Annotated in this window: 10 protein-coding genes and 1 pseudogene; 8 read left to right on the forward strand and 3 right to left on the reverse strand. The window is 60.4% G+C overall.

The features are described from left to right. Positions 1 to 138: 138 nt before the first annotated feature. Positions 139 to 7,116, reverse strand: a complete 6,978-nt coding sequence (locus tag ISP18_RS05380) for an ESPR-type extended signal peptide-containing protein (RefSeq protein ID WP_380007705.1) — start codon at positions 7,114 to 7,116, stop codon at positions 139 to 141. A gap of 779 nt (positions 7,117 to 7,895) precedes the next feature. Next, positions 7,896 to 8,651 carry a response regulator transcription factor gene (locus tag ISP18_RS05385; protein WP_380007708.1) on the reverse strand — a complete coding sequence of 252 codons (756 nt, stop codon included), beginning with the start codon at positions 8,649 to 8,651 and terminating at the stop codon, positions 7,896 to 7,898. A 132-nt stretch (positions 8,652 to 8,783) separates the two neighbouring features. On the opposite strand from ISP18_RS05385, the gene ISP18_RS05390 reads away from it, so the two are divergent. The 8 genes and pseudogenes from ISP18_RS05390 to ISP18_RS05425 all read left to right on the forward strand — a co-directional run bounded on the left by ISP18_RS05390 (position 8,784) and on the right by ISP18_RS05425 (position 22,922). Beyond that, entirely contained in the window at positions 8,784 to 11,468 is a 2,685-nt protein-coding gene (locus ISP18_RS05390) for a M1 family metallopeptidase (protein ID WP_380007710.1), read from the forward strand. 207 nt (positions 11,469 to 11,675) lie between these two features. Beyond that, positions 11,676 to 13,421, forward strand: a complete 1,746-nt coding sequence (locus tag ISP18_RS05395; protein WP_380007713.1) for a type IV secretory system conjugative DNA transfer family protein — start codon at positions 11,676 to 11,678, stop codon at positions 13,419 to 13,421. 50 nt (positions 13,422 to 13,471) lie between these two features. Further along, positions 13,472 to 14,191, forward strand: coding sequence for a hypothetical protein (locus tag ISP18_RS05400; protein ID WP_380007716.1), 720 nt, complete (start codon positions 13,472 to 13,474; stop codon positions 14,189 to 14,191). Positions 14,192 to 14,254: 63 nt separating this feature from the next. Beyond that, positions 14,255 to 14,632 (forward strand): annotated as a pseudogene (locus ISP18_RS05405) (glycoside hydrolase family 73 protein); the annotation flags it as partial. Between the two features lie 21 nt (positions 14,633 to 14,653). Beyond that, on the forward strand, positions 14,654 to 15,466 hold the full coding sequence (locus ISP18_RS05410; RefSeq protein WP_380010925.1) for a peptidoglycan-binding domain-containing protein: 813 nt from the start codon (positions 14,654 to 14,656) through the stop codon (positions 15,464 to 15,466). Between the two features lie 83 nt (positions 15,467 to 15,549). Continuing rightward, complete coding sequence (locus ISP18_RS05415) at positions 15,550 to 19,671, forward strand: DUF2339 domain-containing protein (RefSeq protein WP_380007719.1); 4,122 nt, start codon at positions 15,550 to 15,552, stop codon at positions 19,669 to 19,671. Continuing rightward, positions 19,664 to 20,512 carry a peptide chain release factor N(5)-glutamine methyltransferase gene (gene prmC, locus ISP18_RS05420; RefSeq protein ID WP_380007723.1) on the forward strand — a complete coding sequence of 283 codons (849 nt, stop codon included), beginning with the start codon at positions 19,664 to 19,666 and terminating at the stop codon, positions 20,510 to 20,512. Before ISP18_RS05415 ends, prmC begins: the two co-directional genes overlap by 8 nt. Before the next feature lie 94 nt (positions 20,513 to 20,606). Then, positions 20,607 to 22,922 carry a TonB-dependent receptor gene (locus tag ISP18_RS05425; RefSeq protein ID WP_380007726.1) on the forward strand — a complete coding sequence of 772 codons (2,316 nt, stop codon included), beginning with the start codon at positions 20,607 to 20,609 and terminating at the stop codon, positions 22,920 to 22,922. 179 nt (positions 22,923 to 23,101) lie between these two features. Here the strand turns inward: ISP18_RS05425 and ISP18_RS05430 are convergent, their stop codons facing one another. After that, positions 23,102 to 25,702 carry an MMPL family transporter gene (locus ISP18_RS05430; protein WP_380007729.1) on the reverse strand — a complete coding sequence of 867 codons (2,601 nt, stop codon included), beginning with the start codon at positions 25,700 to 25,702 and terminating at the stop codon, positions 23,102 to 23,104. Positions 25,703 to 25,775 lie beyond the last annotated feature (73 nt).

A 25,775-nucleotide genomic window follows, 5' to 3' on the forward strand; every position in this document is an offset into this window, starting at 1 on the left:
CTTGAAGTGATTCCCGGGATTCCCGCATCCCGGATGAGTTGGCGGGCGATACGTAATCGCCCGGTTGTCGCCCTGCCGCGAACGGCAGGGCGATGTGCAAGGCGCCCTCTCTCCATCAAGGGAAGAGGGCGCAACGCGTTACCAGCCGAAGCTGGCGCCGATCGTGCCGCTGGACTCGCCACCGCCGGCGACGGAGCCGCCGATCAGCAGCGCACCATTACCCGGTAGGCGACGTGCAAAGCCCACGGACAACGCGTTCTGGCCACCGTAGGTACCTGCTGCCGCGCTGACACGGTTGTCGGTGCCGGGAGCGGCAGCAATCGCACCTGCCATGCCCGACATTGCCGCACCCATGGCGCCGACACGGCTAATGCGCGTGTTGACGGCATGGAACTGCTGATTCACCGAATCCTTGAAGGCATTGAAGTTGTCGTTGGTGACAAGATTCGAGACCTTGCTGTCGGTATAGGCATTGGCGCTGTTGAGCGTCTGTTGCGCGCTGTTATCGGCATAGGCTTGCGCGGCTTCGATGGCGCTTTGCGTGGCGGCCGTCATCTGGCTCATGTTGACCGCATCGGTGGCCTGCGTACCGGCTGCTACGTTGGTGATCTGGCGTTCTGCACCAGCGCTGCCCACGGAGACTGAGTTGTCCCTGTCCGCAACCGAGCCAGCGCCAAGAGCAACGGCATTGGAGCCCGTGACTTCGCTGCCTTGCCCAATCGCGGTGCCGGTGGAGCCTGACGTGCTTGCGCCTCCACCCAGGGCGGTGCCGCCATTGCCGTTTTGCACGCCGCTGTTTTCACCGATAGCTACCGTATCGCCGCTAACCACACCAGGGATGCCGGTGCCACCGCCGACGGAGACTTCCAGATTGCCGACGCGGTTGCCCAGCGCGGTGACAGCGCCATCCAGAGCGCCGAATGCTGCGCCCACATTGCTGTAACTCACGCCTTGGATGTTGAACTGCGGCAAGCTGATCATGCCGTTGGGTCCGATCGCTGCACCGCCGCCGATGGTGTTAGCCAGCGACTGGTACTGATCGAAATTCACCGCCTGACCCGACGACACACCTGCGGCAACATTGGCAATGGTGGTGCCACTTATGCCATCGCCGAGGGTTACCGAGCGCTGGTTGCTGCCTGCGTCGTAAGCCACGGCCGAAATGGTGCTGCCGTCGGAACCGACCAGGCCCGCCTGCTTGAGCTGAGCCACGTTGACGGCATCGGTGTCTGCGGTGCCTGCAGCAACGTTGGTGATCTGGCGCTCGCCGCCCACACGGCCAACCGACACCGTATTGTTGCGATCAGCAACGCTACCGTTGCCCAAGGCCACACTGTTGAAGGCGGTGCTCGCGCTATTGGTGCCCAGTGCCAGGCTGCTATTGCCGGTAGCTGTGGCGTTGAAGCCCAATGCGACACTCTGCACGCCGCTGGCCGTGCTCTCACCGCCCAGTGCCACCGCGCCATCCGCCAACGCCTTAGCGTTAGCACCACTGGCTACCGCTTCCGCGCCACTGATCCTGGCGTCGTCACTGCCGTCGTTGTTGCCGACAGCCTTGAAGTAGCGGTTGGTACTGCCGTCACCGCCCACTTGCGAGATGGCATCGTTCAACTGATCCACGTTCACCGCGTCGGTGCCTTCGGTACCAGCTGCGACGTTGGTGATTTGGCGATCGATGGCCTTGTACACCGTGCCATCCGCGCCCTGCCAATCTTGCGCAGCGCCCACTGATACCGAATTCGCACGATCAGCTCGCGAGCCTTGCCCCAACGCCACGCTGTTGTCAGCCATGGCCCAGGCATTGGCACCTACTGCTACGGTGTTATCGCCAAAGCCGTAACTGTTGTAGCCGACCGAGGTGGCCATGCTGCCTGCGGCCCAGCTTTCCGTGCCGACAGCTGTGCTGTTGAAGTTTGCGTAGGTGTTGAGGCCAACCGCCACGCCACCGTTGTCGGCGAAACTGTCCGCACCCAGCGCTGTTGCCGACTGACTTGCCGTTGCACCGGCGCCTAAGGAGCTGCCGCTTTCATCGGCGGTGCTGCCTGCACCCACGGCTACCGCATACACGTTGGCGGAGGAGGAATCGCCGAGGGCCGTACTGAAAACACCCTGGGCCGACGAACCTCCGCCCACTGCGACGTTGAATGGCCCATTTGCCGTCGCAAAGCCGCCGATAGCGACCGAATTGAAGCCCAGGCTCTGGCTGCTTGCACCAATACCCACGCCAAAGCTGCCCGCAGTCAGGCTGTCGCGGCCAACAGCAATGGCGCTGCCGCCGGAGGCCTGGCTGTTTGTACCTTGCGCGATTGAGTAGTCACCAATCGCCGAGCTGCCATATCCGCTGGCCACGCTGTACGCGCCAATGGCATCAGCGCCGCTACCGAAAGCGGAAGCGCCATCGCCAAAGGCGTTGCTCCCCGAACCGGCGGAAGTCGCGTGCGCACCGCTTGCAACGGCGTCGTCATTACTGTCGCCAGTAGCAGCGAAGTAACGAGTGGTCGTACCGACGCTATCAGCGAGTGCATCCAACTGTGACTTGTTTACCGCATCAGTGGCCGCTGTGCCCGCCGCCACGTTGGTGATTTGACGTTCACTTCCGGTGGAGCCGACAGAAACAGTATTGGCACGATCAGCGTAAGAACCCGAACCCAGGGCTACTGCGTTCGTGGCGCCCTCAGCTACCACGCTGCTTTCGCCGATAGCGGTGCCGTTGCTTTCAGAGCTGGAGGCGTTCGCGCCGATCACGGTGCTGTTCGGTGCCCAGGATGCAATTTGGCTGCCTGCACCGACGATGGTGCCACGATAAGCATTCGCTTGAGCATCGGTGCCCACGGCGGTGATTTCATCCACAACGTCGTAGCTGCCCGCGCCTGCGCCGAGCGCTGTTGCGTTGTTGCCGAGTGCCCAGGCCCCAGCGCCTGCTGCCAAGCTGTTGTAGCCGCTGGCCATGGATGCACCACCAAGCGCGGTGGAGTACGCGCCGGTGGCTTGGCTAGCCCAACCCAGAGCAACGTTGCCCAGCTGGTCCGCTTGAGCCCCCTCTCCGATAGCGATGCTTTGAACACCGGTTGCTTGGCTGTCCAAGCCGACCGCAATCGAGGACCAGCTGTTGGAAATACTGTTGGAGCCGATGGCGATAGCGTTGTAGTACGAAGCGGATGCCCCGTCGCCCAGTGCCAGTGACTGCTCACCACTGGCTTGCGCACCCGTGCCGATGGCAGTGGCATGCGAAGCGATAGCTTGACTGGAGCTGCCGACAGCGATGGCGTAGTCATCCCCAGCAATAGCATCGTCGAACAGGCCAACATCATTGTTGCCGTTGGCTTTGAAATACTTGCTGGCTGCGGCAGCGTTGCTGGCCACTTCATCCAACTGCGACTTGTTCACCGCGTCGGTAGCCTGCGTACCGGCTGCTACGTTGGTGATCTGACGCTCGCTGCCAGCACTGCCGACCGACACACTGTTGCCACGATCGGTCGTGGAGAACGCACCCAGCGCTACGGAGTTGGCGTTGCTGGCTACCGAACCGGCACCCAATGTCGTGCTGTAATCGCCCGACGCGGTACTGCGCCGTCCCACTGCCGTGCTGCGTTCTCCATCGGCCAGCGCCTGCGAGCCCACAGCGGTTCCGCCATTGGCTGCATGACTGCTGTTGCCCACTGCCACCGACAGGTCGCCTTCGGCAAACGCATAGGCGCCGCTTGCGACGCTGTTTTCGCCCGCCGCAAGCGCGGAATCGAACGGATCGACGACATCACCCTTCTGGCCCTGCGCTTTGAAATAGCGATTGTTCTGAGTGGCGCCGGCCACCGTATTGTTCAGCTGGTCGACGTTGACGGCATCGGTGCCTTCGGTGCCAGCTGCAACGTTGGTGATCTGGCGGTTGATGCCATTGATATCGCTACCTACCGATACCGTGTTGTCGCGCGTGGCCGTCGAGTTGTAACCAATCGCCGTCGAGTCGGATGCAACGGCCTGCGCACCCGGACCAATCGCGGTGGCATTGTCAGCAAGTGCGAACGAAGCCGCACCTAGGCTGACGCTGTCTGCACCGTTGGCCATAGCGCTGGCTCCCAGGGCAACCGCATTACGTCCGGTTGCCATCGTGGCGCCCAAGAAGCCGACCGAACCTGGCGGTGGCGCGTAGGTGCCGCCAATCGCGACTGCACCATCGGTCGCTGCATTGGCGAAATGCCCCAGCGCAATCGAGTCTTCGCCGCCGCTATAAGCGCGGGCGCCCACGGCCAGGCCGTAGTTGCCATCGGCATAGGATTCAGCACCCAGGACCGTAGATGCATTGCCGATGGCCATCGCACCCACGCCTGCCGCCGTGGTGAAATCGCCGTCGGCCAAACTACCGGTGCCGAAGGCTGAGGCGTAGAACCCGTTCGCTGTGCTGCTATTACCCACCGCCGTGGTTTCTAGACCCGAAGCCTCGCTGTTCAGACCGACGGCGGTCGAACTGTCTCCGCTGGCCGAGCTATTGGAGCCAAAGGCCGCCGCGCCGAGGCCAGCAGCCTGGCTGCTGGCGCCTGCCGCCACGGCACGCTCACCGCTGGCGATCGCACCGTCGAACAAGCCTATGCCGTCATTGCCGTTGGCCTTGAAGTACTTGTTGGTGCCTTCGGATGCGTTGGCTACAGCATCCAACTGGGACTTGTTCACTGCATCGGTAGCTTCGGTGCCGGCCGCCACGTTGGCGATCTGACGCTCAAGACCGACCCTGCCTACCGAAACAGTGTTGTTCCGATCAGCCAAACTGTAGCTGCCCAACGCAATCGAATCGTTGGCGCTGGCTTCGGAGGCAAAACCAACAGCGGCGCTGAGGCTTCCAGCAGCCAGAGCGGCAGCGCCCAGGGCAGTCGAGTACGTGCCACTCCCCGTCGCCGCACGTGCGACGAAACTCGTGGTTCCCGGTTCGATAAACGCACCAACACTGCCTACAGCAACGGCTCCACCGGCGTTGGACTGCGCGTAGGCACCCACCGCGATGCCCCCGCTGGCGTTATCGCCGACCGAAGCCATGGAGCCAACGGCTATTGCGCTATGCGAGCCTTGACCCACATACGAGCCGGTACCAAAAGCTTGACCGAAGTTCGCACCGGCATTCACCGTGCCGCCGGCAAGTGCCAGCGAACCCAGGCCCAGTGCCTGCGAATCGCTGCCGAACGCGCTGCTATTGGCGCCACCCGCTACAGCGTTGGCGCCTACCGCGGCGCTACCCTGGGCCAGACCTTGACTGCCATGACCCACCGCAACGCTGTCGGTGTCGATAGCAGTCGCGGCATAACCTGCAGCTACGCTGAAATCACCGATCGCATCGGCGCCGCTGCCAAAGGCCGAACTGCCGGTGCCACCTGCAAACGAGCCTTCACCGGCGGCGGTGGCGTAATCCGCACCAGCGAGAGCCTCGGTGTCAGCGCCCGCGCCACCGCTGGCAGCAAAGTACTTGGTCGAAGCAGTCGCTGCTTCCAACTGCGCTTTGTTTACTGCGTCGGTGTCTTCGGTCCCCGCCGCCACATTGGTGATCTGGCGCTCACGACCTACATCGCCGACTGAAACGGTGTTATCGCGGTCGTTGTACGAATACGAACCCAGGGCCACACTGTCGTTGACCGGCGTGCCGTCGTCACGAGTAACCGCCGCACCGGCGCCCAGAGCCACGCTTCGATCGCCACCCACGAAGGCCCCGGCACCTACTGCCACTGCGTTATCGCCACTTGCCGCGGTGAAATAGGTTGGACCGAATTCGCCGGGAACTGGAGCCAAGGGCCCACCAATGGCCAAGGCGCTTTGTCCGCCGGCCTGCGCACCCGGTCCGATGGCCGTGGCGCTCCAGCCGCTGGCCACGGTGTCGGCGCCCAAGGCCATCGCGTGATTGCTTTCGGCATAAGCATTGATGCCGATCGCCATAGAAGCCGGTCCAGCAGCCATAGCACTACCGCCTACAGCGGTGGAATAGCTCGATGCGTAAGAGTTCGCACCGACGGCGACGCCCAGCCCGGCTTCGTCCCCATTGTCATCTTTGCCGTTAGCAATCGCCCCCATGCCGATAGCGACGTTGCCATAGACGTTGGCAACGGAATGATCACCCAGCGCGATCGTTCCTACGCTCGACGCCTCAGCGGAATAACCGATCGCTACCGCCTGATTACCCGCCGCATGGCTGGCAGCGCCCGCGGCGACGGCGTAGTTGCCACTGGCAGCGCTTTCCATACCCGTTGCGATCGAGCCATACGATTGCGCAGTCGAATTGGCGCCCAGCGCCAAAGCATAGTCACCACCCGCGTACGAGTCGGCGCCGTAAGCCGTGGAGCCGAATCCACCGGCGTAGCTAAACGAACCGATCGCAGTGCCAAGGCCATTCGCCAAGCTATAAGAGCCAATAGCCACGCTACTGCTACCCTGTGCAACGCTGTTGCTGCCGGCAGCAACGGCGTATTGGCCGTTGGCCGTAGCATCATCCGAACCATCGTTGTTGCCATGGGCCTTGAAGTAATGCTGTGCGTCGCTCACGTTGTCGGCGAGCGTGTCCAGCTGACGCTTGTTCACGGCATCGTACGGATCGGTCGCGTCAGCCACGTTAGTGATGCGACGCTCACTACCAGCGCGGCCCACTGACACGGTGTTGACTTGATTGGCGAGGGAGTTGTCGCCCAGCGCCACGCTATTGGCTGCCGAGGCACGACTGTTCTGACCGATGGCAATGCTTGATTGACCCGACGCAAGTGCGTCGTGGCCCAAGGCGATGCTGTCGATGCCGCGCGCTTGCGCGGAGTAGCCCACTGACGTGGCGTAGTCACCGAAAGCGAAGCTGTCGGTGCCAAGTGCCGTCGAGTATTCGCCCTTTGCGTAGGATCCCGCGCCGCAAGCAAGGGCAGTCGCCGCTGCCTCGGGCATGTCGTGATCCGTAAACGAACCCGAGCAGATATCGGCGCGTGCCATGGAGGGTAGCAGTGCAAGGCCGATCAACACTGCCAACGTGCTCTTCAAAATAGTGCGCGCCTGGTTCGGATTGCTTCCCTTGCAAACCACCACGTCACTGCTTGCCAGCTCGGATGCGACGATGACGGCGCCAATCGAAGCATTCCACACCTTGCTGTAGATCTTATTCATGACTTGTTCTTTCCTCCATGTTGTTAGGCCGCAACCTATGCATGCCGATGCGACGCTGAGAACGGGGCGATTCATAGGCGCCATGGCGCGGTCTTCTCCCCATGCAACCCTTGTCGATGACGAGTCATGACACGGTCGCGCAGCGTTGAGCATCCGTTCACGCGTGGAGGTGTGTCACGCACACAAATGCACGGAATATCACTTTCTTATTCGCAATCTCACGGTTGATCACATCCATGCATGCCGTGCACGAAGGAGCGCGCATGTCGCTCAAATGGCGTTGCGCTTGGCTTAGGAAGGAGTGGTGTTGATGACGTCACTCTCTCGGAGAGGGCAGGTGGGGAAATCGAGAGAGGAAGCTTGCGAATTATCTGACAAGATGCGCTGGCACATGCTTGCGCTTCTAGGGTGACATGCCGTCAACGCGATTTTTTGATGAGTACTTAAGTCCAATCTTGCCTGCGCTATCGATCACGGCGCGTAGGTTGGTGGTGAGCGCATGCGAACCCCAGCACGAGATTCACATGGCAATGTTGGGGTTCGTGTGCGCCGCAATCTATGTATGGTCGTCATTCCGGCGAAAGCGGAGGCGCTTCACAACAGCGAAGCTGGTCAATCCATCTCGCTTCTGTTCGCAGAGCAACATGGATTGACCAGCTTCGCTGTTGAAAAGCGCCTCCGCTTCTGCAGGAATGACGGCTGTGAGGGTGTACAGAGTTCATCACGGGCTGGATTGACGAAAAAATCGCAGCGAGTGTTTGACGACTTTTGGATGTGCCCTACGAATCACAAAGCAGCATGTAACCCTTGCTGCGCACTGTAATGAGCGGGAGTGCATGCTCCGTCTGCGCAAGCACTTTTCGCCGCAGCCGATAAATGATCATTTCCAGACGATGCGGATCGGAGTCGTAGGCGTTCTGGCTGAGTGCTTCGGCGAGCGCTTCGCGCGACACAGGATGATCACCTGCAGCAATCAGCACGGTCAGCACGCATCGCTCGCTGGACGTGAGTGCAACCACTTTTCCATGAGGCGACACGAAACGCCAGCCGCCGGCGTCCAGTCGCCAGCACGAGGGGGAAGGTTGATGATGTGTCGCGATGTCATGCGGAGTGGGAAGTACAAGCCGGCGCGCGAGGCTGTGCAGCGAAGCCACTAGCACGTCGACATCGATCGGCTTGGACAGATAGAAATCCGCTCCTCGCTTGAGTGCCTGGATGTGGTGGTCGCGGTGCACCAATCCACTCAGCATGATGATGCCAATGTCCAATGTTGCGCGCAGGTGTTGCGTGACGGTAAGTCCATCCTCATCGGAAAGGCTGATGTCGAGTAGCACGATATCGAACTGCTGCGAAAGCATGTTTCGATACAGTTCCGCCGCGCTTGCCATGCCGTGTGCGCTGAAGCCGTGATCGTGAAGCACCGGCAGCAGAATGTCGCGGCGGAATGCCTCGTCGTCCTCCAGCACCGCGACACGGATGGTGCGCGCGGATGCACACGGGATCAAAGGCGGATGATCCTTCATCGATATGTTCATCAATTGTCCCTCCTGCGAGCAAGCTTAGGTGCAGGCGGCGGCCAACCATCAGAGGACTATGCCTTTTGGCACTGTGGCAGAGTGCCTACACGACCTAGCGTGAACGCTTTTCGTTGCCGTAGGGAACTCTCCATGCACCACCTCGTTCGTTCGCTCGCCATGACTGTGCTCGCCGTATGCTGCAGTGCAGCCCTGGCATCACCGCAAGCCGATCAGGCGCCACATGGAAAGTTACCTGGCTGGGCCGTGCCGCAGGCTTACAAATTGGCTTTCAAGGTCGACCCCGCGCTGCAGACGTTTTCCGGCACCACCACCATCAAGGTGGATCTGAAGCAGGCATCCGATTATCTGTGGTTGGATGGTCGCGACCTCAGCGTCTCCAAAGTCACCATCACGGATGCCGTAGGCAAAATCTACGACGGCAAATACGTGGCCGTGGCGCCGAACGAAGGCGTGTCGCGCATCGATTTCGGCAGCACGCTGCAGCCGCAATCACTCACGCTCACCATCGACTACACCGCGCCGCTCAATCAGCAACTGCAAGGTTTGTACAAGGTCAGCCATGCCAGCGTGCCGTATGCGATGACGCAGATGGAGCCGATCAGCGCGCGCTTCGCTTTCCCTGGCTTCGATGAGCCTGGCTTTAAGACGCCGTACGACATTTCGCTCACCATTCCTTCCGATTTAGCAGCGGTGGCCAACACGAAGCAGCTCAGCGAGACCGCGGCCGGCGACAAGTGGAAAACGCTCACCTTCGCGCAAACCAAGCCGCTACCCACCTACCTGGTGGCCTTCGCGGTCGGCCCGTGGGATATCGTCAACGGCCCGGATATCGCGCCCGACGAATACCGCAGTGATGTGTTGCCGTTGCGCGGCATCGCTGCACACGGCGAGGGTCATCGCATGCAGCATGTGCTGAGCGAAACGCCGAGCATCATCCACACGTTGGAGAATTACTACGGTTTCGGTTATCCGTTCGGCAAGCTCGATCTGCTTGCCGCGCCCGATTTCTCCGCTGGTGCGATGGAGAACCCCGGTCTGGTCACCTTCCGCGACTGGCTGCTGTTGCTCGATCCGGATTCGCCGGCCAAGTATGTGCGCGGCTCGTTCAATGTCACCGCGCATGAGTTGGCGCATCAATGGACCGGCGATACGGTCACGCTGGCGTGGTGGGACGATCTCTGGCTCAACGAAGCTTTCGCCACCTGGATGCAGCAGAAAGTCACCATGAAGGTGCATCCGGAATATCGTGCCGATCTCGACCGCATTACCGCCGCACAAGAAGCCATGCAGAACGATAGCCTGGTCAGCGCACGCAAGATTCGCCAACCGATCACCGGCAACGGCGACATCGAAACCGCCTTCGATGCCATCACCTATCGCAAAGGCGCCGCGGTGCTTGGCATGTTCGAAGGCTACGTCGGCGAGGATGTGTACCAGAAGGGTATGCGTGCCTATATTCAGGCGCACAAGTTCGGCAATGCCACGGCGGATGATCTGGTCGGCGCCGTGGCCACCGCGGCGAACCAGGGCGAGACATTCAAGCACGCGTTCAACAGCTTCCTCGATCAATCTGGCGTCCCGTACGTACGAACCACGCTGGAGCAGAAAGGCGGCAAGACCATCGTGCACCTGAGCCAGAGCCGTTACCTGCCGGTGGGCAGCGCGGGCGATGCGAAGCGCGAGTGGGGTATTCCGTTGTGCGTGCGCTACGGCGCCGCGGATGGCAGCAAGGTGAAGTGCGAAATGTTCGACAAGCCCAGCGGCACCATCGAACTGACTGACGCGAGCAATCCAACCTGGGTGATGCCTAACGCCTATGCACGCGGCTATTACCGCTTCAGTCTCACGAAGCCAGAGTGGACGGCACTGACGCAGCACGTAGCGTCGCTCAGCGACACCGAGCAGCTGGCCTATGCCGATGGCATCGATGCAGGCTTCCGTCATGGCGAGCTGAATGCGGGCGATGCACTCGCAGCACTTAAGCCGCTGGCCGGCGCCGGTACGCGCGAGGTAGTTGTTGCGCCGCTTGATACCGTTGCGTGGATCTATCGCAACGAAGCGCAAACCGATGCGCAACGCGCGAAAATCGTCGATTGGGTGAAGAATGCTTATTTGCCACGCATGGAGCAGCTCGGCTATCAACGCAAGCAAGGTGAAGCCGATGGCGACTCCATTCTGCGCACCACGCTCGCCCATGCGCTCGCGCTTGATTTCAAGCTTCCGCAAGTGCGTGCGGCCTTGCTCAAGCAGGGCGATGCGGCGTTGACCAAGAAGGCCGATGGCCATCTCGACCTCGCTGCTGCTGATCCGGATCTGCTCGGCGATTCGCTGGCCGTAGCCGTGCAGGAACGCGGCAAGCCCGCTGTCGATGCCTTGATTGCCGAAATACCGCAAACCACCGACCCGGCCCAGCGCAACGCCATGCTCGCCGGCCTCGCCGCTGCGGATACGTCGGAGCTAGCCGATCAAGCCCGCAACTTCGCGCTGACCAAGCAAGTGAAGGTCGGCGAAATGGCCGCCATCCTCCGCGGTGGCCGCGACACGCCTGCCGCGCGCGAGGCGCTGTGGCACTGGTTCACCGGCCACTACGATCAGGTGATTGCTCGCACCGGCAGCTTTGCCAGCGGCGTGCTGCCACGTCTGGTGGGTGGTGGCGGTTGCTCCAAGGCCGAAGCGGATCGCCTGCAGGCGTATTTCGAGCCGCGCCTGAAGGACGTTACTGGTGCTGATCGCGGCCTTGCGCAGACGCGCGAGCAAACCTTGCTGTGCGCAGCCTTGAAGGCGAAACAGGATCCGGCGGCAATCCTCCGCTGAACTTTTGAAATGCAGTCGATGAACGCCGGACGGTGCATGCCGTCCGGCTTTTTTATGCGCTAAGCAAGGCGGTGGTCGTCATGTAGGCAAAGTCGTTCGCTGTCTCAGTCATGGTTGTCAAGCAGCCGGGTGGTGGGACTGCATCAAGACTCAGCCTTGCCTCAAGACAATCCATCAAAGCCACCCGACTTCGATGGAGATTCATGGATGAGCAAGGCAAAAGGACTGCTTGCGCTGACATTGCTGGCGCCAACCCTCATGGCTGCACTGTATGCCGCGGGTTTTCTTTTGTTGTGGCTGCTTGGCCTACGTCATGTTCCGCTGGAATGGAATACCTACTGGGCGTACTACAGTGTCATCGACGTGCCGGCGTATGTGCCGTATGCCGGCAAGATAAAACTCGCCGGTGTCATCGGTTTCGGCGTGCCGCTGCTCACCTGGATCATTCTGGCCATCTTGATCCTCAAGCCGCGCACTGCAGCGTTTCACGGTGACGCCCGCTTTGCCACCCGAGCCGATCTGGCCAAGGCTGGGCTGCTGAAAAAGACGCCCGACGGTGTGGTCATCGGCAAATACGGCCGTGAATACCTCTATCTGAGCGGATTGCAGCACATCATCGTGACCGCTCCCACAAGGACGGGCAAAACGACCAGCATCGCCGTTCCCGTGTTGCTTACCTACCAACACTCCATGGTCGTCATGGACCTGAAGGGTGAGTTGTACCAAGCGGCAAGCGGCCATCGGCAAGCCGAAGGTCAGATCATTTACAAATTTGCACCCTACGCCGAAGACGGCCGCACTCACCGCTTCAATCCGTTCCTGTGCGTGTCGCGCGATTCGCGGGTGCGGGTGAGCGAAATCCAGACGTTTGGCGCGATTCTTTATCCTGATGATCCCAGCAAGGATCCGTTCTGGATCGCGCAGGCCCGGACTGCGTTCTTCGCCTTTGCATCGTTCATGTATGAGAGTTGGGACGAGCGAATCCAGCGCAACATCCCGCTCGACCCCAACAGCGATCTATCCTTTCCCAGCTTTGAGCGTATCTATCGGCTATCCAGTGGTAACGGACAGGGTAGCGATCTGAAAGCGACGATCAAGCAATGGCTAAGCGGTAATCGCTACTTGAGCGAACCAACGCGCACCGCTTTTTCCGGCCTGGTCGGCTTGGCCGAAGAAACCTTCTCCTCGGTGATCGCTACCATGCAGGAGCCGTTGCAACAGTTCATCAGCCCGATCCTGGCTGCCGCCACCAACGCCAGCGATTTCGACGTGGCAGATCTACGCAAGCGGCCGACCACGATCTTCGTGGTGATCCCGCCGGCCAAATTGGGCGAGTCCACCAAGCTGCTGAACATCTTCTTTTCGACGGTTGTCGGCCAGAATCTGAAGGCGACGCCGCAAGAGGATCCATCCATCAAGCACCAATTGCTGCTGCTGATGGACGAGTTCACCGCGATGGGAAAGGTGAGCGTATTGTCCGAACGCATTTCGATCACTGCTGGCTATGGCGTGCGCGACTTGACGATCATCCAGAGCAACTCGCAGTTGCGCTCCACCTACGGGCCGGATGCAGCGCAGAACTACGTCACCAACCATGCCGCCAGTATCGTCTTCACCCCGCGCGAGCAGCAGGACGCCGAGGATTATTCCAGAGCGATGGGCGACACCACCGTACACCGGCGCAACCGCAGCACTGGCCAGGGCGGAACCTCCTACACCTACACCGAGGAGCGCCGTCCGCTCATGCTGCCGCAGGAACTCAAAGCGCTACCGAACGATGAACAAATCATCTTCTATGAAGGTTGCCCGCCGATTCGCTGCAAGAAGAACTGGTATTTCAAGAGTGCGTATTTCAAGAAGCGCATTGGGTCGCCGATTGAGGTGAAACCGTTAGCGCTGCAAAGTAAACCGGCGAAGAAAACTACACGCGAGGAAGGGGCGGCGGTGGGTTAGTGAAGTTGAAGTAATGAAGGATCGGTGCGGTCGTCGCTATGACGAGAATCATGATGCTGTATATGGACACTCGAGGGAATATGACGGTTTCGAAAACAATATCTTTAGCAATCGCCGCTACGCTGTTAGCCGCGTGTCAGGCGAGCACATCGCAGGCAGCGTTGGGTGATGTCGCTGCCGCGCCGTTCGAGACGGCAGCTAGGCCTGCGCCGATTTCATCAGTCCCTGCAACGGAGAAGGGTGCCGCGATCTCCTCACAAGTTCCACCCGAAGTCGAAATCTACGCGACGAAAGAAGCCGGTGCTGGGCAGAAGTGTATGGTGGGCGCCGAGACCGACGAAGACGGTATGAACGAAAAACCAGTTGTTTACCTAAGCGACGTGAAGGCCGGGTTTGTGTGGCATGTATCCCTGTCGATACCTGCTGATACCTATCAGGGGAGGGCAACGCACTGTGTCGCATCAACAAATGCATTGTTTGTTCTTGTTCAATCGGACACACAACCACAACAGTCTTTGTCCCAAACCTTGCTGCAAGTGGTCAAGCTAGACAGAAAGAGTGGCGCGGTGCTCTCTTCGAGAGGCATCGAAGTGCCGAATATTTTTGCAGCACACACGTCATGGGTAGAAAAGGGTGATGGAAATTTCGTCCTGGATGGAAATAGTCTGATCGTTATGGGTCGGTATGAACTACTTTCCGACAGAGATAATTCTTCCAAGAAGGATGCTTCTCATTTTTCCGTAAATATCTCTCAGAATCTAAGTCCATAAGGAGATGGAGAGGTGGACGACAAAGAAAGATTCATTGCGAAGCTCTATCTGGCCGCTCGTCAGGTGTCACTGGAGACTGGCATGTCCTACGAACTGATATTGGCACAGGCGGCTCAGGAAACAGGTTGGGGACAACATCAATTGCCCGGAACGAACAATATCTTCAACATCAAGGCCTATGGAGATTGGAACGGGCAGGCCAAGACATTCAATGTATGGTAAATGGAAAATGGCAAGAAGGTGTGGAAGGACCAGCCATTTCGGGTATATGACTCATACGAAGAAGCTCTTCGCGATCGTGTGGAGTTTCTGCGTGAGAACTCGCGTTATGCGAATGCTGGTTTGTTTGACAAAGGAACAAAGGGCGATTTGAGAAAAGAAGCGGAGGCGCTGCAAAAAGCAGGTTACGCTACTGATCCGAGCTATGCAGATAGCTTAGTCAAGGTATTTAACAGTCCGGCGATGCAAAGAGCTATCAGGAACGCCCAGTCTTTGGAACATGCGCCGGGCCAGGTTGTTTCAGTCCTATCAACGTCCGCGCAACCGGCTTTTGCTGCGCCCCATGACATCCTCCAGCAAGGCGTCTACGGAGCAGCGGTCCGCACCTTGCAAGCTAACTTGGCCGCACTCGGCTACACCGACAGCCGCGGCCAACCTCTGCAGCCGGATGGACATTTCGGCCGCAATACCGAGGCCGCCGTCCGTGCGTTCCAGAGCGATCACGGCTTGCTCGTCGACGGCATCGTCGGCAAGAACACACTTGAAGCTCTTCACGGCCAGCGACGGTTGCGCCATGGCATCTCTGCGTTGGCGCCGGAGTCGGAGGGCCGCGCTCATGCGCGATTCGATGACCGCATCAATCATGCTCACGCACAACGCGATCCCCGCGCGGGTGTCTTGCCTGAGGTCAACACACAGATATCTAACCCTTTCGCCGACCCACGTCACCCCGATCACGGTATGTACGCCGAATTGAAAGAACGCATCCCCGACGCTTCCGAAAACCGTCTGGCAGAACTAACGGCGGCATGCCACATGGTGGGGATCAAGCCGGGGCAATTGGGCGATATCCATATCGGTAGGCAGGGAATTGTGGTCAGGCCGGATGGCTTTGGGCTACATGCAGTGGTGGATAACAGCGTTCCTGCACCGCCGATCCAGCAAACGGTGCAGCAGGTACAAGCGTTCGATATCCAGCAGGCACAGCTCAGTGTCCAACTCAACCAGGCCCAGGTCGGTCCGGTAATGGGCGGACCAGGTAGCTATGGGCGGTAAGTCATCGACACAACCCTGTCCGATCCCTTGCCGACAGCACGAAGATTCCCTCTAAACTGAAAGGAACTCGACCAGGGGGATTTATGCGCCAGTGGAAGTGGATGCTCGGTCTGCTGTTTGCGGCTGCCTCGGTACATGCGCAAGACGTGCCCACCGCGCTGCGGGATTGGCAGGGTTGGGTGCTGCATGACGCGCCATGGCACGGGTGTCCTTTCCTGGCCAACAGCCAGCCCGATGCGGGCACCTATCAATGCGTGTGGCCCGGTCGATTGAATGTGCAGGCTGGCAAGGATGGCGGGCGTTTTAGTCTCGATGTGCGAGTGGATGCGCCCAGTTGGGTCGAGCTTCCCGGCGACGAGCGCAGTTGGCCGCAGCACGTCACGGCGAACAACAAGGCGTTGCCGGTACTGGATCGTGACGGGCATCCCGCGTTATGGCTGGAGCCGGGAAATTATGCGGTGCGCGGCGAGCTTCCATGGAATGCACGGCCGGCGCGCTTACGGGTGCCGCCCTCCATCGGCCTGGTGTCGCTCGATCTGGACGACCACACCATCGAACGCATCGAGCGTAACGGCGATCAGCTCACGCTCGGCGAAGCGGCTGAAGCACAGCGTCAGGCCGATGCGCTTTCCGTGCAGGTTTATCGCCATCTCAGCGACGGCATGCCGGCGATGCTGGATACGCAGGTGCAGATCAACGTAACCGGTAGCGCGCGCGAGCAACTGTTGGGGCCTGCGTTGCCCAAGGGTTTCATCGCCACCGCGTTGGATAGCGATCTGCCGGCGCAACTGGATAGCGACGGACGCCTGCGCCTGCAACTTCGTCCTGGCCAGTGGACGGTGCACCTTGCAGCGCGTGGTGTGGATACGCTGCATGCGGTGAATCTGTCGTCGCCGGCCGAACCCTGGCCAAAACAGGAAATCTGGAGCTACAGCGACGATCCCTCATTGCGCAGCACTCGCGTCGATGGCCATCTCACCGACGCGGGCCAGGCAGGCGTCCCCGGCGATTGGCGCGAGCTGCCAGCTTATGTACTCGACAATGGCGATGGCTTGACGATCGAGCAAGGCGTTCGCGGTGGCGAAGGCGGGGCAGGGGACCAGATCCATGTGCAACGCGAAATGTGGCTCGATTTCGACGGCCGTGGTTTCAGCATCAGCGATCATCTCACCGGCAAACTGCAGCGTGCGCAGCGCCTGGATGTTCTGTCGCCCTGGCAATTGCAGCGCGCAACACAGCAAGCGACGCCGCTGCTTGTAACCCAGGCAGCTGATGGGCGTACCGGCGTCGAACTGCGCGACGCGAACCTGGACTTGCATGCGGGATTGCGCATCAACGATCGCAGCGGCTCGTTGTCGAGCACCGGATGGCTGGCCTCGGTGGAAGACATCGATGCGGTTCTGCATCTTCCTTACGGTTATCGTCTTTTCGGCGCAGGTGGCGTGGATCGTTCGCCGGATTCGTGGATCGCGCAATGGAGTCTGTTGGATCTTTTTGTCGTCGCTTTGATCGCCTTGCTTGCCGGTCGGTTGCTGGGATGGCGCTGGGCGATAGTGGCTGCATTGTTTCTGATCCTGTCGCAGCACGAATCCGGCGCGCCACGCTGGACCCTTGGTTTGGCGCTTGCGTTTGCCTTGCTGATGCGTGCATTGCCGGCAGGAAAGTTGCGCCGCTTTTCGCAAATCGTCGCGTCGCTTGCGCTGGCGGTGGCCGTGTTGTGGACATTGTCCTTTGCGAAGACGCAATTGGAGACGGCCTTGCATCCCCAGCTTGAAGACAATGGCGGTTATGCGGCGTTGCAGGCACCTGACGCTTTGGAAGTCCGCGAAGCGAAGAAATCGATGGTGGCACCTGCGAATCAGGCCGAGCAGGATGAGGCGGTGTCGAAAGCCCCGGCACTGCCGCCGCCGCCCGCACCAGCACTGGCCGCGCCACTTGCACACGCTCCCTCTTCGGCACCTCGACAGCTCTACAGTGTCGTTGTGACTGGAAGCAAGATATCGGCCAGTTCAACACCTGCCAACGAAACGGATAGCCGCAGCGTGATCCAGGCTGGCGGTGGCGAGCCAAGCTGGAACGTCGGCAACAATTACCGCTTGACATGGTCAGGGCCGGTGACTGCCACGCAAGCCATGCGCCTTGTCATCGCCCCGGCGTGGCTGGTGCGCTTGTTGCGCGTGCTCATGCTCGCCTTGCTGATCGTATTGCTCGGTCGTATGGCGCGCGATCTGCTTAAACCCTCTGGCAGACTGCTTGCCGATTGGCGTCCATGGCGCGCCGCCGCAGCGTGTCTTCTGCTTGCGAGCATGCCGCACTTCGTGCACGCCCAGGCCACGCCCAATCCGAACGTGCTGAGCGAGCTGCGTAGCCGTTTGCTGGAAGCACCCAAATGCGCGCCGGCGTGCGCAGTGGTTGCGGTCGGCGGCCTGCGTGCGGCGAACGATCAAGTCACGCTGGATCTAGAAGCACACACAGGCGCATCCGTGGCGATGCCCTTGCCGCAAACGAATGCAGGCTTGCAGCTTTTTGACATCAAGGTGGATGGGCGGGCCGATACCCCGCTCGTCAAGCGCGACGATTTGAGCTTCGTAAGCCTTGATCAAGGTGTTCATCATGTGGTGCTGAGTTACCGCATCCAGCCGGTCGACAGCGTTACGTTGAATTTTGCGTTGCGTCCGCAATGGCTTTCCTACAATGGACAGGGTTGGTCGCTTGATGGTGTCGACGGTGGTCGTTTGCTCGGCGACAGCGTCACGCTCAATCGTGTTCGCACTGCTGCCGATGGTGCACAGGCGCCACTATCGCAGCAGACGTTTCCACCTTATGTGCGCACCACGCGCACGATTGTGTTGGGTGTGGATTGGACAGTCGTCAACACCGTCGAGCGTATTGCTCCCAGCAGCGGCGGCTTCACGCTCGACATCCCGTTGCTCGCCGGTGAGCATCCTTTGGGTGATGGTGATCGCGTGCACAACGGACGCCTCAGCGTCACGTTTAACGGCGGACAGGATCAGGTGAGCTGGACCAGTCGTCTTGATCACGCCGATACCTTGCAACTCAAGGCGCCTGTGCTGGGCGAGCGTGCGGAAACATGGGAATTGCACGCGGCGCCGATCTGGCACGTCGAAGCCAAAGGCTTGCCGATCAACGACAACAGCGACGGGCTTCGTTTTGCGCCGCTGCCGAATGAATCGCTTGAACTGGCGATCAGTCGGCCGAAAGCGGTGGACGGCGATAGTCTGGCGTTTGACAGCGTGGCCGCCACCGGTAGCATCGGCGACCACTCCATGGAGACAACACTTGAGCTGCTCGCGCGTAGCACTCGCGGCGGTGAGCACGAGATAACACTACCTGCCGGCACCGAACTGTTGAGCGCAACGCGCGACGATGACGCGCTGAACCTTGCCGTGCGCGACGGCAAATTGAGCCTGCCATTGCTGCCCGGTAAGCATCATTACTCGCTGCGTCTGCGCGAGCCGCGCGGCATAGGCTTGCATGTGGCAACGTCCGCGATCAGCTTGGGCGCGCCTTCCGCCAATATTCTGCTCGGCCTGCAATTGCCACAGGATCGTTGGGTGCTATGGACATGGGGGCCGACGGCCGGGCCCGCAGTACTGTATTGGGCGCAGCTGATCGTGCTGATCATTGCGGCATGGCTGCTGGCGCGCTACGCGCCGACGCCTTTGCGGTTCCATCATTGGCTGCTGCTGGGTCTGGGCTTCTCCGCGTTTGCATGGAGTGCGTTCGCATTCGTAGTGCTCTGGTTGATCGTGCTTGGCTTGCGGGCGCGCTATGACGGCGCCGTTGCGCAGCTTTCAACACGTGTATTCAATCTGCTGCAGATTGCCTTGGCGGTCGTCACCGCACTGGCGCTGATCATGCTGATTTCGGCTGTGCCGAAGGGACTGCTTGGTTTGCCGGACATGCACGTCACCGGCAATGGCTCTACGGCGTGGGCTTTAAATTGGTTCGCGGATCAGGCCGAAAAGACCTTGCCGCATGCTGGCGTCATCAGCATATCGCTGTGGTACTACAAGATAGCGATGCTGGCGTGGGCGCTGTGGCTCGCCAATGCGTTGATCGGCTGGCTGCGGTGGGGCTTCGATGCGTGGACCAAAGGTGGCTACTGGCGCAAGCGCGAACCGAAACACCCGGTGCCGCCATTGCCTGCCCAACCTTCGATGGATGCTTCGCACGATGCCTGATGTACGCCACACCTTGATCGAGGCAACGCATCGACTCGGCGATCGCGTCGATGCGGAAGTGTTGCTGGCCTATGCCTTGAGCAAGCCGCGCAGCTGGCTGATTGCGCATGCCGACGATGAACTGTCACTCGAACACGCATCGGCCTACAAGTTGTTGATCGAACAGCGCGAGGCGGGTGAACCGGTGGCGTATATCACGGGCCGGCGTGGTTTCTGGTCGCTCGATCTGGAGGTGACTCCCGACACGCTCATTCCGCGTCCCGAAACCGAACTGCTAGTGGAGCTTGCGTTGGAGCGCCTGCCGCTCGATAAGGCGTGTTATGTGCTGGACCTGGGCACAGGTTCGGGTGCGATCGCCTTGGCAATTGCGCGTGAGCGAACGCAGGCGCAAGTCATCGCCACCGACGCCAGCGCCGAAGCGTTGGCAGTGGCGCAGCGCAATGCACGGCGCCATCACGTCGGCAACGTTAGCTTCGAGCATGGTGATTGGTTTGCGCCGGTGGGTGATCGCCGCTTCGATGTGATCGTATCCAATCCGCCCTATATCGAAAGCAGCGACCCGCATCTGCAGCAAGGCGATTTGCGGTTCGAGCCGATGAGCGCACTGGCATCGGGGAAAGATGGGCTCGATGACATCCGCCGCATCGTTCGTGATGCCGGTCTTCACCTGGTGAAGGGTGGATGGTTGTTGTTCGAGCACGGTTGGAATCAAGGTGACGCGGTGCGCGTGTTGCTTCGCAACGCAGGTTTCGTGGAACTTTCAACCGCGCGTGATCTTGAACAACGCGATCGCGTGAGCATGGGGCGTTGGCCGGTCAGCAGCGGTTGTGATTCACCGTGAAGTTAGGCGTAGACTGCAGCCGTCTTTAAAGGGGCCCGGATTGTATCGGCGCATCTGGGCATAAACGAATAACGTTTGCCCCGGACGCACTGCTATGAACGCTCATCGTGTTGTGACTCGCCGTTTGTGTGTACAGCGTTGCCTGGCACACGCGATTCGTTTGCTACTGGTTTCTGCGGCTGCACCTGCCGCGATGGCGCAGACCAGCACATTGCCCGCATCGTCGAGCACTGCCGCAGCGCCGCCTTCAAGTAGCAACAAGCAAGCCGTGACGTTGAGCGAAGTAATGGTGACGGCAAACCGTCGTCGTGAACCGGAACGCGAGGTGCCGATGCACGTGGATACCGTGCAGGCAACTACGTTGCAGCAATTGGGTGCGAAGAATCTCAATGATTATGTGTCGTACCAACCTGGTGTGTTCTTCGCGAGCGCAGGTGGAACAGGTGAGGGCGAGCTGGTGATGCGCGGGGTTTCTACCGGCAACCAGACCAGCCCTACCGTGTCGCTCTACATCGATGACGTGCCGGTCGGCGGCAGCACGGTCTATGCCGCGTCGGCGACGTTTCTGTTCGATCCGGCCTTGCTCGATCTTGATCACATCGAATTTCTGTATGGACCGCAAGGCACGCTGTACGGCGCAGGTTCGATGGGCGGGCTGGTGAAATACGTGACGGTGAAGCCAGACCTCAGCGGTGTTTCGGGCAGTGTAGGCGGCGATATCTCCAATACGAATCGCGGCGGCATGAGCTATTCCGAACACGCCTCGATCAATCTTCCGCTGGTGAAGGACAAAGCCGCCGTGCGTGTGTCGGTGGTGGACCAGCATGTCACCGGCGTGTATCAAGCGGTAGGTGAAACGCCAGCCGGCGGTGCGGATCGCACACATACCAAAGGCGCGCGCGTGCAGTTGGAAGTCGATCCTATCGACAAACTCACGTTGAACGTGACCGCGATGGCGCAGAAGATCACGGCGGACGGCCTGTCGATGGGTGACTTCAATCTGCAAGGGCAACCCATTTCCGGCGGCCCATACAACCGCGCGCTCAACCATCGCGAGCCGTTCACCCAGACGTTGCAGCTTTATTCGTTCCACGCTGGCTACGACTTCGACTGGGCGACATTGGACTGGATCAGCGCGTATCAGAACTTCGTCAATCACAGCGTGCAGGACTATCCGGATTCCTTCCTGGGCTTGCTGAACTTGCTGGGGCCCGAGTTCGGTCTTACGCAGCCGATGAGTTCCTTGTACGTGGATTCCCAGTACACCGTGCACAAGACTTCGCAGGAATTGCGCCTTACCTCGCGCAAGGGCGAAACGCTCGATTGGCTGTTAGGCCTGTGGGCCAATCGCGAAGATGTGTGGGAGCAATACACGCTGCAAGGCGACAACCTGCCGCCGCCCGGCGCGACCGTGCTGATCCAGCAGAACGTGAATGCGCGTTTCGAGGAATACGCCGGCTACGGCGATCTCACCTGGCATATCAATCCGACCTTGGACTTGACGGTTGGTGCACGCGCAAGCGGCAACACGCAACATTTAGCCAACATGGAAGAAGGCCCCTTTGCTGGCAGCCCTGGTGGTTTTCGCGAGCACGTAAAAGACCAGGACATCACCAAGATGATCACGCTGACCTGGCGACCCACCGACAAGGACAGCTACTACATGCGCGCGTCCACCGGTTATCGGCCGGGCGGCCTGCAGGCGCCGATCCAGAGCACGCTGCTAGGGCCAAACCCCAATGCTACGAGCACCTTTGGTTCTGACAACCTGGAAAGTTATGAGCTCGGTTACAAAGGCAGTTATCTGGATCGCCATTTGAATGTCGGCATCGACGGTTACGACATCGAATGGCACCACATGCAGCTCTACACCTTCACGTTGGGCAACGCCATCATCCAGAACGCGGGCGATGCGCGCATCAAGGGCTTGGAAATGCAGGGAAGTTATTCAGACGGTTCCTGGGAGTTCGGCGCATCCGGCGCCTATACAGATGCATTCACCAACAACGGCGCGCCGCAACTCGGCATCCAGCCCGATGCACCGCTGCCGTATTCGGCCAAATGGGCCGGCACGTTGAGCGGAAAATACAAATTCATGTTGGCCGGAACGGATGCTTATATCGGCGCGGTGGTGCGCGCATCCAGTCATCGCAATGCAGGTTTCGACGGCGACATCAGCGATCCGAATTTCAAGCTGCCCGGTTTCATGTTTCTCGATTTCAATCTGGGCGTGAATCTACGTAATGGCACCAATATTGATTTCTACGTACGCAACGCGCTCAATCGACAGGTGCCGATCGGCACGCTCAACGATGAAGCGGTGAATTTCCTTGCCACGGTGGGCGGCCCGATGCTGGTGCAGATGTCGACGCCGCGGACGGTGGGTGTGGCGTTCAATGTGCCGTTTTAACTGAGTGTTTCATTCTCGCCGATGCGGTGTACTCCCTCCCCTGCTTGCAGGGGAGGGTCGGGGTGGGGTGAGTACTTGCCTCAGACTTTCCCGCAAGTGTTCACCCCCTCCCAACCTCCCCCTGCAAGCAGGGGGAGGAGCTGATTGCGGCAGGTTGAGGCTTCAGGCAAAAGCTGAGGCTAATGCCCCGTACCGCTAACCTGCCCAGGCGGCTTGATCGCATACAGCAGTGCCGGCAGAAAAATGAAAGTCGCCAGCAGCACTGCAACCAGGCTCACCAGCAGCATGCGGCCCATGCTGGCCATGCCCATATCGTGCGATAGCGCCAGCGAACCGAACGCGGTGCCGGTGGTGAGTGCCGAGAACAGCACCGCGCGTGCGGAGGCGGAGCTCACGAAACGCCGCATGCCCGCGCGCCAATTCATCACGAAGTAGACGTTGAATGACACGCCCACGCCCAGCAGCAAGGGCAGCGCGATGATGTTGGCGTAATTCACCGCCATGCCCAGCGCGCGCGCAAGCAGCGCGGTGAGTAGTGCAGACATGGCCAAGGTCAGCAGCACGATGCCGGCATCCTTTACGCGACGGATCACCAGCATCAACACCACGGCGATCGCGACGATGGCCAGCAGCGCAGCTTGCTTGAAGGCTTGCATGATGGTGTCGGCCGATGCGATGGTAGTGACGGCCGGGCCGCCCGCATCAGGCGCAACGCGCTGCACAGCTTCTACGAATTTGCGCAATCCGGCGGTGTCCTGCTCGCTAACGGTGGGCGACACCTGGATACGCACTTGCCCGCTTGGACTCACCCAGTCGCGCTTGATCGACTCGGGCAACGTTTGCAGTGTCACGCCTTTGGCGTTCAAGGCGTCGCGCAGGCTGTTCAACTGATTGGGTAGGAAGCGGCTCACCGCGTCGTTCATCATCATCAGGCGATCGTCCGGCGCCTTGGCGAGTTTCTGCAGGGCGGCCTCAATGCCAATCAGCGGTGAATTGGCGGGCATTTCTGGCTTGGCATCGTTGATCGCGTCCAGCGTATCGCTGATGGACGAGCGCAGTGCCTGCGGCGTGACCGGCGGCGCGGAAGGGTCGACATCCAGCGACGGCAGCATCAACACTTGCGCCTGGTTGAGCTGATCAAGCGATGCCTGTTGATCGGCCGGCACGAAGGTGGCAGTGGAAATCACGCTCGATACTTCCGGCAGCTTCGAGAGCTTGTCCGTCAGCACGCGCGCGGTGTCCAGGTTGGGCACCATGATGTTGATGTTGAACGGGTTGGTAATTGGATTGTCGGCCAGGCTGCGCAGGGTGCGCATCGGTTCGGAATTCGGATCCTGTGTGTTGAGCGGATTGGCATCGAACGGCATGCGCGCGCCCGCCACCAGTCCAATGATGCCGAGCAGGGCAAACACGATCAGCACCGGCTTGTAATGGCAGTGCAGCAGAGAATCCAGCTTGGGGCCGAACGGCAGCGACAGTTCCTTGCTCTGGCGCGTAGGCTTCATCAGGATCAACAGCGCAGGCAGCAAGGTGAGCGTGCAAAGCAGCGCGATGCCCATGCCGACGCCGGCGATGGTGCCCAGTTCTGCCACACCTATAAAGCTGGTGGGTGAGAAGGCGAGGAATCCGCACGCGGTGGCCGCGGCGGCCACTGCGATCTGGCTGCCGGAAACACGTGCACCTTCGGCCAGCGCTACGTTGATGTCATCGTGGAGCATGCGCTGCTCGCGCAGACGCACCGCGAACTGGATACTGAAATCCACCGCCAGACCGACGAACAGCACCGCGAACGCCACTGAGATCACGTTCAACGTGCCCACCGCCGCCGCGGCGAAGCCGATGGTGAGCGCGAAGCCGACCAGCAGCGTGAGCAGGATCGGAATGATGCGACGAAACGAATGCATCGCCAGGTACAGCCACAGCGCAAGCAGGAACAGGCTGACCAGCGTGCTGGCGACGATGCCCTTGGTGAGCGCGCCGAACTGCACGTCGCCAAGCGCGACCGAGCCGGTGTAATCGATGCGCACGCGTCCGGCCTTCACGTCGGGCAAGCTGTCGCGGATGCGCTCCAGTGCCTGCGTCGCGGCCAGGCCGGGCTGCAGCGAACCATCTTCAAGCACCGGATGGGTGAGCACGAAGCGCACGTTTTCCGGCTGCTGCGTGATGTCCGAGCCGAGCAGGCTCTGCCACGACAGCGGTGTGGGGTGACCGTCGGCTGCGTTGTCGAGTACCTGCCGCAATTGATCCAGCGCGGGCTTGTAGGGCGAAAGATCGGCATGCTGGATGCGCACGCCTGCGGCCATCAGCGATACACCGTTCAACAGGCCACGCGCCGATGGATCGGCTGCGAGCGGACCGAGCAGCGGCTGTGCATTCATCAGCGAGTTGAGCATCTTGCCCAGGTCGTTGGGGTCGAGCAGCAGCAGTCCTTCCTGGCGGAAGAACGGATCGGCATCGGGCCGGCTCACGTCGATGAAATGCTTCTTGTCCGCCTCCAACGCCTTGGCCAGTTGTGCGGCGGTTTCGTCGGATTCCTCCGGCGTGACGCCGCGCACCACTACTGCCAGCACGTTGTTGAACTGCGGAAATTCGCGGTCGAACGCCATGGCGTGCTGACGCCACGGCAGTGTGCTGGCGAAGAGGTTGTCGGTGTTGGTGTCAACGCTCAGCTTGCCCGCGGCGACCCAGATGCTGACCCCCGCGAGCGCAAAGAAAAACAGGGCCACGGCCAGGGCGTAGCGGCGGCAGAATTGGACTACTCGGACGATAAGCTCGGTCACGGGCCAAACGGCTCCTCAATCCTTGGGAAAACGTTAAGGATATTGCATAACCCGCAATTGTCCCTTAGGCGGG

The organism is Dyella humi (genome assembly GCF_044904605.1).
Taxonomy (GTDB): domain Bacteria; phylum Pseudomonadota; class Gammaproteobacteria; order Xanthomonadales; family Rhodanobacteraceae; genus Dyella_B; species Dyella_B humi.

Coding starts and splice junctions, on each gene's coding strand:
- ISP18_RS05380 (WP_380007705.1), bottom strand. CDS start 7,116: ATGAATAAGATCTACAGCAAGGTGTGGAATGCTTCGATTGGCGCCGTC.
- ISP18_RS05385 (WP_380007708.1), bottom strand. CDS start 8,651: ATGAACATATCGATGAAGGATCATCCGCCTTTGATCCCGTGTGCATCC.
- ISP18_RS05390 (WP_380007710.1), top strand. CDS start 8,784: ATGCACCACCTCGTTCGTTCGCTCGCCATGACTGTGCTCGCCGTATGC.
- ISP18_RS05395 (WP_380007713.1), top strand. CDS start 11,676: ATGAGCAAGGCAAAAGGACTGCTTGCGCTGACATTGCTGGCGCCAACC.
- ISP18_RS05400 (WP_380007716.1), top strand. CDS start 13,472: ATGATGCTGTATATGGACACTCGAGGGAATATGACGGTTTCGAAAACA.
- ISP18_RS05410 (WP_380010925.1), top strand. CDS start 14,654: ATGCAAAGAGCTATCAGGAACGCCCAGTCTTTGGAACATGCGCCGGGC.
- ISP18_RS05415 (WP_380007719.1), top strand. CDS start 15,550: ATGCGCCAGTGGAAGTGGATGCTCGGTCTGCTGTTTGCGGCTGCCTCG.
- prmC (WP_380007723.1), top strand. CDS start 19,664: ATGCCTGATGTACGCCACACCTTGATCGAGGCAACGCATCGACTCGGC.
- ISP18_RS05425 (WP_380007726.1), top strand. CDS start 20,607: ATGAACGCTCATCGTGTTGTGACTCGCCGTTTGTGTGTACAGCGTTGC.